The organism is Pradoshia sp. Z5_111 (genome assembly GCF_058267535.1).
In genome coordinates, this window is the sequence record NZ_JBZCPQ010000013.1 from 60,086 (window position 1) to 70,258 (window position 10,173).

Consider the following 10,173-nt stretch of genomic DNA (forward strand, 5'->3'; position numbering starts at 1 on the left):
CATATTAAAGGAGATGCTGATCCTGATTCAGTTGGTTTTTGGGAAAGGTTTCATCTAATCTGGGATGATGACAGTTTCGAAATTGTTCTTTAATTTTAAAAAAGGAGTAGCAAAGCTACCCCTTTTCTTTATTTATTTTGAGTATTTATTCTTTTAAGGCTTACCAAGTCCATTCCCCTATTTGTCTTACATATTCGTAGGTCTTTCCACCTTCTGGTCCTGCAGTTACAACGAATTTACCTCCATTTATAATGGGTTTTGCTTCCTCGTTGCTTATATCAAACACGATATACAATTCTTCGGTAGGTTGGAGAATCGTTTTCACATTAAGCTTTTCCAATTGTTCTTTTGAATATGATTGAACCACTCCACCGCCTACATTGTATAATTCAACTTTTTCAATAACCACTGGTATGCTTTCATAATTAAAGAAATTGAAATCAACTGAATTCTCATTATAACCATATGCATCGAATCGGAGATCCAGTTTGTTTGTCACTTCAATTTCCAAACTTCCTGAAACTCCATCTTTGCTTGTTGCTGTGAATGTTACCAATCCTTCATTTATCGTAGTTACAATACCATTTTGATCAATTGTAGCTATTGATTCGTCAGAAGAAGCCCAAGTTACATCTTTCACACTAGCATAATCCGGATATACCCCCGCATATAGTTCAAAAGTTTTCCCAGTTTCAACCGGTAATTTAGAGAGACTGGTGTCGATGGTAATGTTATCGATAGGTACATACTTTACAGAAACGGTACGATATTCTTCGGTTGTGTTCCCCGCTTTGTCGGTGACTCTATACGTAATGGTGTATTCTCCTGCCTTAGAAGTGTCAACATTGTCAGTGTAACACTCAATTTTCTTAGTTAACTCTCCGTCAACATTATCCGATGCCCATACTCCTTCATATAAATCCGGCAAGTCATAACCTTGATTAACTGTTAACTCTGTTAGTCCCTCGATAACTGGTGGAACATTATCAATGACCGTTACTTTACGACTTACTTTAGATGATGGGTCATATCCTTTTTCTTTTGGAAGACTGTAGTAAATATACTGGGTACCTGCAACATTATCTTCTACACAATTTTCAACATTGATATATGAAGTTATTTCTTCCCTTGTTCCTTTATCAATAGCGCTTACCCCATCTAAAGTGTCAATCTCTTCCCCGATATTGATTGTCATTTCGCTAATACCGGAAAATTCAGCTTCCCTGTAGGTTAGAAGAACATTACGACGGTTAATAGTTTTATTTCCTGCTTCATCTGTCACTGTATAGGTGAATTCGTAGTAACCTCCAGCCGACAAGTTAGTTGTGTCAATCTTTCCTTCTACGGTAATTTTAGATGTTAAGTCTCCATCGTGATGGTCATACGCACCTACATCTTTCAACGGGTCAAACTCATCAAAATAATGGACCGCTGTGTCCTCTACACCAAATAAGGCAGGAGGAGCTTTATCCACTACTGTCACTTGGCGTTCCGCTTTCGTAATGTTTCCTGAATTATCTTCAACTGTATAAGTCAACGTATAAGTACCAACCTTATTTACATTCACTTCCCCCTCAACCTTGATATTGTCTGTTAAATCCCCATCTACTTTGTCATTCGCTTGAACTTGGTATAGGGGATTAAAAGTTTCTACTACCGCTTCTATGGTTATGTCATTGAGCCCTTCTCCAGACAAAGTAGGAGCGACTTTATCAACAACTTTAACTGTACGAGTTACGGTAGTTTTATTGCCTGTCTTATCTTTAACGGCATAAGTAAGTTTGTATGTTCCAACTTTGTATCGGTCCACGCTACCGTTAATCGTCATTTTATTAGTAATCGTACCATCTAGGTTATCTGTGGCCTTTACGCCTTTTTTAGGGTCAAAGGAATCGCCATAATTAATTGTCGTATTGCTAGCACCAGTAATTTTCGGTTTGGTAGTGTCCTTTATGACTTTTATTGTACGGGTAACTGTTGTTGTATTCTTTGTCTTATCCTGTACAGAATATTTCAGTTTATAGGTACCAACTTCATTCATATACACTTTTCCACTGATCTTTATTTTACTCGTGATATTACCGTCAAGATTATCCGTAGCCTTTACCCCTGTTTTTGGGTTAAAGGAATATCCCATATAAACAGTTTTATTCGATGCACCAGTAATTTTCGGTTTAGTTGTGTCCTTTTTTACTGTGATTGTTCGAGTGACTGTTCTTTTATTGCCGGTTTTATCGAAAACAGTATATTTTATTTTGTATTTTCCGACTTTTTTGGTGTTTACTTTTCCGCTTATTTTAATTTTAGAAGTTATGTTACCATCCACATTATCTGTAGCCTTCACGCCTGTTTTTGGATTGAAAGAATAGCCCATATAAACGGTTTTGCTGGATGCTCCGGTAATCTTCGGTTTAGTTGTGTCCTTTTTTACTGTAATCATTCGAGTAACTGTTGTTTTGTTGCCGGTTTTATCGGAAACAGTGTATTTAATTTTGTACTTTCCGACTTTTTTGGTGTTTACTTTTCCGCTCACTTTGATTTTGGAAGTAAGGTTACCATCTAAGTTGTCTGTAGCTTTTACTCCTGTTTTAGTATTGAAGGAATAACCTTTGTATACGGTCTTATTGGAGGCTCCCGTAATTTTTGGTTTGGTTGTATCTTTCTTAACCGTTACAACACGCTTTACTGTACAGGTGTTATTGTCGCTATCTGTTACTTTGTATGTAAGCGTGTATTTACCCACTTTTTTTAAATTTACTTTCCCAGAAATTTGGATGAGGTCTGTGATGTTACCATCCACATTATCTTTTGCCTTTACCCCTTTTCTTGGATTGAATGAGTGGTATAGGTAAGCAGTAGTATTGGTGGCTCCCGTAATGGTAGGTTTGGTTTTATCGGTTGCCGCGTTCACAAAACCAGGTGTCAAAAAGCTAAGAATTAATACTAAGCTGGCTAATACTATGAAGCACCTTTTCTTTCGCATTTTTTACACTCCCTTTTCTAAGTTAGCAAACAACATCCATACTTAAAAACATCGATATGAACGGTTGTCTCGCTTTCTTTTATTATATCACCATATTATTTGGAGCGCTTTCTTCAACTAACCACTCTAATACTACTTGGTATTAACAATCCACTATCAAATAGAACACTCATCTAACTCTTTAGCAGCACAAGAAAAGACCGTCAATATGACAGCCTTGATCACTTGGTATTGAACCTGTTTGTTGAATAAGGAGCAATTTTTCTTAAGCTTTTGTATTTGTCATCATAAAAGAGATAGGAGCAATGATAAAGTTATTTTCTCATTGTTTCAGAATCACTCTATTACTCTCCTAATCTAGATGAGAACTATCTTCCTCTACTAGACGCGGATCCATCTTCTAATCGTGTAGATATGTTTGGACTATACAGGAAATATTAGTATCTAATACTCCCCTAGTTTACGGAAAATAACAAACCATATTTTTTCTAATTCAAATGTATTCTCTCCTACTTCCGCACACCTGCCCCGTTTCTACAATAAGGAATTCAACACAAAAAGGCATTAATCCTCCTTGGATCAACGCCCCTTTTACTTTAAGTACATTCCTTCACAATTTGTATTGATCATCACAATATTCTTATTCATAACTGGTGAAAACAAAATTCTTATTAGTTTAAAACTCACTTAGAGTTTTCCAAATAAAAAAGGGATAGTGCAACTGTCCCTCAAAGAAAACGAATATTCACTTAGAAGTCACCCCTTGGATAAGAGAATTTTTGTAATGTCATTTCTCCTTTGTATATAACAAAGCTATAAACATTAAAATTTTTATCATCAATCTTCTATATCTCTATCCAAAGTAGAACTCAAAGCCCTATATAATTTCCATCCAAGTAAGTTTAGCTTGATGGGCTAGAAACCGATGTGGATGTAGGCATCGTTTTCTTCCATTGATGCAAGTTAGGATAAGTCAGTTCCTTCGCAATCACGGTCTATGATAACAAGGTTTTTGTCCTTATTAGCATCCCTTAGAATCTCGTTAATTAATCCGCCTTCTAGAATTGCTACATAGTTCATTTTTCACTTCTCCTTTTAATTTTTTATGAGTCTACCACGACTTAAACAGGAAAAATTAAAAATGAGAAAACAGTTCTTGTAGCGTATTTTACAGATTTACAAAAGGAAAAACCTCTGCCTAAGCAGAGGTAGAATTATTTTTATTGAGGGTACGGTGATGGTAAATAAGAATAGTAATTCTCGATAAGTTCATCACATCGCGCTACTGTCGAGTTATATAAATCTAAATAATACAGCACCTTCCCTATTAGTCCGTCATCCTCAGAGTTGAGCACTTTTTGGGCCGAAGCCTCTTTTTCTTTAATCCATTCTTTCTGCTCTGCTTTCAAGGTTTCAAACTCGGATGCTTCTAGCTTTTCGCTTAGAATATTCCAGACTCCATTTAATGCAGAATCACTTAATATATAAGATGCTTTCTCAAATGGATAACGTTTTAGCCAATCTTCGTGATCGACATCATAGGAACCTAAGTTTAAAAAGTATTCATATATATAATATGTTACTCCTAATTGGTAAAAAGGATTTGTTCCTGGAGTGGTTCCATCTTCAGTTTTATAGCCCCACACAAGTTCATCAGCTTTTGCATCTAACTTTTTGTAATCAACGTTTTCATAAGAAACTTCTTCTTTTACTCCTTCCTCTTCTTTTAATTCTGGATGCTCTTCTGTGAATTCTGTTGTATTTGGATTAAATGTTAATGTAGCGTCACTACCTAATGAGAATACAAAAACTGTTCCTTTTTCAGTTTGTTTTTCTTCTCTAAAAGTGATATCTGAATACCCAAGATATGTCTCTAATAGTTGTTGTGATTCCTCTATGGTTAAACCTAAATTTGTAATGGTTTCTCCTGTCCAACCTTTTAGAATCCATTTGTCATCGATATAGTCAAAGGTAATTGTAAAAATAACACCGCTGTTTATTAAATTTTCGGGTGCGAATGACGTTGCTACTAGTCTTTGTTCTTCTTGCTTAATATCTAGTCTGAGTTCAGTCATTAATCCATAAGGGAAATAACGAATATCAGTGCCTTCGTAATATCTATTATCCAGCATATTTTTAATTTGTGTGTCCACAAATTCTTCGCTAGTTACATCTTTCAACTTTTCTTTAAATACATTTAGATCAGCTTCTGCGCTTGAATCCCAATTGTTTTCATCCCAAGCTTTATCTAAAGCAGATTCAATCTTTTCTATAGTTGAGCTAATTAACTTTGTGACTTCTTCCTTGTTCATAGAAGGGGCTTTTGTTTCTTCCCTAGTTTCTTTCTTTTCTGCTGGTACTTCTTTTGTCGTCTCTTCTTTTTTTACTTCCGTCTTTGTTTCTGCTTCTACTTTTTCTTCAATTTTACTTTCTTGGCATCCTGCCAACATTAATGCTGCTAGCACACAAATTATTAATGCTGTTTTTTTCATCATTGTCTCCTAGTTGTTTGAATCTTGGTAATACCCATACATATTACTAAAAATTAAAAATCGCTTACAATGATTTGTTGGATTTAACGATAGAAACAAAATACCCCAAAACACTGTAACATTTTCATTGTTCACTAACCTGACCCTTTTCTACAATAAAGAATTCAACAAAAAGGCATTAATCCTCCTTGGACCAATGCCCCTTTAGCTGGAGATAATCCTTTGGCTTCTTCCTATCCTTCATCCTTGTTTCTTAGAAACTCTCTAATATTCTCCTTTAATATGGCACAAAGGTTTTCATACAATAAAATATCTATTGCAGATGCTGAAACGTATACCTGTCATTTGTTAGAGCCACTATATAGATAAGTTGCTATTTCATTCTTGCGCAAAATTTTATTGATAGTAACAAATGGTATCACATCAAACCGTCTTTATCTATCAATAGAATAAGCCCCCTATATAAAACCCATTTAAGTGCACGTACATAAAAACTGCAGACAATAGCCTAAAATAATTGGTTTTTGTCTGCAGTTTGATACTTGGCAATATCTAAGTGCTTCTTTTGTGTTATTTACATATCTAATTGGTTTAAAAAATCTATTTCAGTTTATATAACTTTATTTTTCTTTAACAAATGAGACAGTCGTCCGGGCACTCTCTCTTTGGCCGGATTTAGTAATCGTGATATAGACCTTTCCAGCTTTTTTTCCTAGTTGTTTAACGGATAAAGTTTTAGACGATCCAGTTGAAGTTCCTCTAACAATAGCTTTTCCTCCGCTTCTGGATTTGTATACCTTAATAGTATCTCCCTTAGAAATATTCCTGACTGTTATTTTATCTGATTTCCCCTTATTATTGGTTATCTTGACTTTGGATGCCTTTAAAGCATCTGAAACCTCACCTGCATAAGATACTTTGGTTCTATAACTCTCTCCTTGACCAGACTTAGTTACTGTTAAATAAGCGTTGCTAGCTTTTTTTCCTATTTGTGCTACGTTTATTTTAACTGAAGTTCCTTTTGATGTAGCACTTGCTAGTTGTTTACCTTTGCTATTATATACTCTAATTACATCGCCCTTCACAATCTTACTGACATTGATAACATCTGACTTTCCTTTGTTATTTGTTATCTTAATTTGAGAAGCTTTCAAAGTATTTGTTTTAATTCTCACTTTAAATTGATAAGGAACATCTGTTGCATTATAGTCATTTTCAATAGCCAAGTAATATGTCCCTTTAGATAATTTTGTTGAAATAGTGGAAGTATTATTACTGTTGTGATCAGTGACTAACTTCTTAACTGTATTTCCTTTGCTATTTAAAATACTAGCTTTCCATCTAGTGCCTGCTTTTTGTTTAAATAGTAAATCCACAGTTGAAGTTTGAGATGTTGTAAATTTATAAAAGTCTATATCATATGAATCGTTAATAATGCCCTTATATGTAGTATTCAATTTGATTGAATTGGCACGTGAAGTTGTATCGTTAACCTCTTTTTCATATACATTGCTTTCGGTATATTTAATCTGGAATTGATAAGGTTCTCCGGTTGCAGTCCAATAACCATAAATTTTTACATAATAGGTTCCTGCTGGAAGTCCTATTTGCTTTTCGGTTGATTCAACAGCAAAACTGCTAGGATCTGTATCAAAACTAATAAGTTCACTACCTGAGCTATTGAGTAATTGAGGTTCCCACATAGCGGATGTAACATTTTTCATTGATAATGTCACATTACCAGGTTTGCTTAACGTAAATTTAAAATAATCCAGATCAGAGGAGCTATTTATACTACCTCTGTATGTTTTGTTAATCGAAATTAAATTACTTGTTGCTGCGTTATTATTAAATTCTTTTTCAAAAAAATTACTTTGTGAATATTTCACTTGAAATTGATAAGGTTCTCCGGTTGCAGTCCAATAACCTGAAATTTTTACATAATAGGTTCCTGCTGGAAGTCCTATTTGCTTTTCGGTTGATCCAACAGCAGAACTGCTAGGATCTGTATCAAAACTAATAAGTTCACTACCTGAGCTATTGAGTAAGGAAGGTCTCCACATAGCGGATGTAACATTTTTAACGGAAAGGGTGACATTACCTGGGTACGTCAATGAAAATTTATAATATTCTGAGTGGCTGCTACTGGTTAATTTTCCGGCAACATTTTTATTCACCGAAATACTGGATGCTGTTGCTAATGTTGAACCTGCATAAGCCTTGTTGTCAACGCTCATTGAGATTACAAATATAATCCCTAAAATAAAAAAAAGTAAGTGTTTCTTTCTTTGCATCTAAAATAGTCCTCCTGTTTGATGAAAAATCATTTTTTAGTATATATCAAATAATAGGAATAATGAACTATTTTTTACACATTAAAAATAAAGCTAATATTAAATATCATCGGATAATTACACTTTTACCGATTCATTATTTAAATAACGAAAAGAGTAACCGCAACAATTGAAATCACAAACGGAAATTGCCTTTTCATAAAAAAGCGATTGCTCCTATTCCACAATCGCATCCGTTTGTTTGGCAAGATTTCACTCTAATTCTCATCTTTAAAATAATCTTAGCAATTATGGCACCAACAATAGTCATTGTGCCTGCAAAAAGACCCACATATATTGACTTATCCCATTCTACAAAAGAATTTACAACGGTAAGTATTGTGGCAACAAACGCAGATGTAAAGATGATTTGTGGTGTATTTAATTTTGCATTTAATTTCATATTTGAATTCCCCATTTCTGTGTCATCCTGCCCCGTTAGTCAAAAAGCGATTGCTTTTATTTCGCAATCGCCCTTGGTAGTTCTTTAATAATTTGCTTTCAAGGTATAAATTAATCATTTGAGTAATGCTCTAGACTCTCAAAAGGATAAGCATTTGTCCAATGATAAGGTTGTAAGTTATCTAATGTTACAAACTTCAAAGAATTATCTTTAGTTGTCACACCTACTTTTACATCTGTGCCCCAAAATCTTAATCTTTCTTGTCAAACGCCACAAGGAGTAAGCACTTTAAATGGACTATATTCGTCATCTCTTACTAAACTCAAACAATGTGTTACCTTAGAATTGAATTTATGTGCTTCACACATCGCTCCAACCTCAATACATAACTCCACACTGCTATTAAAACCGCACTTTAAAAAATAACCCATCTCATTTTTATGATGTATAGAAGGTGTGGTAAGCTCGTCATAATGTGATGTTCTCTATTCCGTTATCCGTCCATCAAGAAGATAAAACACGAGCCACGCTTTTTACTTCATTATCAGAAATCTCGTATAGCCCCATAATTTCATAGCATCTATTTCCTAATTCATTGAGTTCTAATCTTTCTGGTGTAATATCTTCCCAAGATAATAATGCCGTATCCTTCATATTAAAAAGACCGAGTTGATACATTTGATATATTTCTTGACGAAGTGAAATAGAAGTTGGAGATAAAAGCGATAGATACTCCTCATTATCATAAATACCATAATCAACATTTTCCAATTTAATACCTAATGATTCTTTTCTGAATATTAATGACAAAGTACATAATTGTCGATAAGTTAAATTATCAATCATTTTTAAAATATGATTTACTTCACCTACGGAGATTTGAGGCATAAATGCAGCATTTGCAAAAATATTACCTAAAATCACAACTTTTCTCTCTTCGTGTTCATTTCTTGCTTTAATAAGAGCACCCTCAAAAATTTCTTCAGCGCTTGACCTTTGATAACTGTATGATTTAAAAAAGTCATCTTCTCTTATTTCTTTTCCAGATTTAATATGTTCATTTATTTTAGTTATAGCAACGGCGCCGGTTGCTCCTATACGAGTACGTTCCCTTTTAGATAATTGCCTTTCAGTGAAATCTACAAGTATTTTTGATATACCGGAACCTAAACCACCTAACAAGACAGCGCCCAATGGACCAGTTGTTATTAATCCTATTGCAGTGCTAGCAGCGCCTCCGGCTATCTCGACGCTCATTTTAATTAAAGAGTGTACTTTTTTCATTTGTTCGATTTCATTCAAATTCATTTCCCCTCCTTCATAATAAAGACTCTATTTTGAATCTCTCACGATCAAAATCGCGGGTGTTCTGTCCCGGTTTCATAAAAAGTTTTATTTGTTATTTCTATAAAACTACCTTAATGCTCCTTCAACTAAACTGCCCCTTTAGTTCCATAAGAAATTCAACATAAAAGGGCATTAATCCTTCATTGAACTGCCCCGTAAAAGTTAGACATCAATCTAACTTTTACGGGGTGTTTTTTTATGGCTAATTTTAATTCAGAAGAAAAATTAAAAATTGTATTAAGGTATTTAGAAGGGACTGAAAGTATAAATGCAATCTCTAAAGAAACAAAGGCTAGTCATTCTGCTATAAGTGAATGGATTAGGTTTTATAAAGAGTTTGGTGAACAAGCTTTTATAAAATCATATACAAGTTATACAGTAGAGTTTAAACTTAATGTACTCAATTATATGAAGGAAACGGGTACAACTTCTCGTGAAGCTGCTGTAATTTTTAATATTTCTGCATCTGGGATGATTCGTAGATGGAGAATAGCATTTCAATCAGGAGGTATAGATGCCCTACAGCCAAAGAAAAAGGGGGGCGTAAATCTATGAAAAAAGAAATTAAGTCTAAGAATTTGCAACAACTACCTCCGGTAGAAGGCTCACTAGAAG

At 34.3% G+C, this 10,173-nt stretch carries 6 protein-coding genes; 1 reads left to right on the top strand and 5 read right to left on the bottom strand.

All coding sequences use genetic code 11. From position 1 onward, the window contains the following. Positions 1-160: 160 nt before the first annotated feature. The 5 genes from AC4D4A_RS17790 to AC4D4A_RS17810 all read right to left on the bottom strand — a co-directional run bounded on the left by AC4D4A_RS17790 (position 161) and on the right by AC4D4A_RS17810 (position 9,513). Positions 161-2,983, bottom strand: coding sequence for an immunoglobulin-like domain-containing protein (locus tag AC4D4A_RS17790; RefSeq protein WP_490997087.1), 2,823 nt, complete (start codon positions 2,981-2,983; stop codon positions 161-163). A 1,220-nt stretch (positions 2,984-4,203) separates the two neighbouring features. After that, on the bottom strand, positions 4,204-5,475 hold the full coding sequence (locus tag AC4D4A_RS17795) for a lysozyme inhibitor LprI family protein (protein ID WP_490997088.1): 1,272 nt from the start codon (positions 5,473-5,475) through the stop codon (positions 4,204-4,206). 620 nt (positions 5,476-6,095) lie between these two features. Further along, positions 6,096-7,769 (bottom strand): pre-peptidase C-terminal domain-containing protein, encoded by a 1,674-nt coding sequence (locus tag AC4D4A_RS17800; protein ID WP_490997089.1) that lies wholly within the window; start codon positions 7,767-7,769, stop codon positions 6,096-6,098. A 196-nt stretch (positions 7,770-7,965) separates the two neighbouring features. After that, positions 7,966-8,226, bottom strand: a complete 261-nt coding sequence (locus tag AC4D4A_RS17805) for a hypothetical protein (RefSeq protein ID WP_490997090.1) — start codon at positions 8,224-8,226, stop codon at positions 7,966-7,968. 489 nt (positions 8,227-8,715) lie between these two features. Beyond that, the gene (locus AC4D4A_RS17810; protein ID WP_490997091.1) at positions 8,716-9,513 is read right to left on the bottom strand and encodes a hypothetical protein; all 798 of its coding nucleotides are present in this window, start codon (positions 9,511-9,513) and stop codon (positions 8,716-8,718) included. 243 nt (positions 9,514-9,756) lie between these two features. Here AC4D4A_RS17810 and AC4D4A_RS17815 point away from each other — a divergent pair, with 243 nt between their 5' ends. Next, a complete protein-coding gene (locus tag AC4D4A_RS17815; RefSeq protein WP_490997092.1) occupies positions 9,757-10,113 on the top strand; it encodes a helix-turn-helix domain-containing protein in 357 nt (118 codons plus the stop codon). The last annotated feature ends 60 nt before the right edge of the window (positions 10,114-10,173 follow it).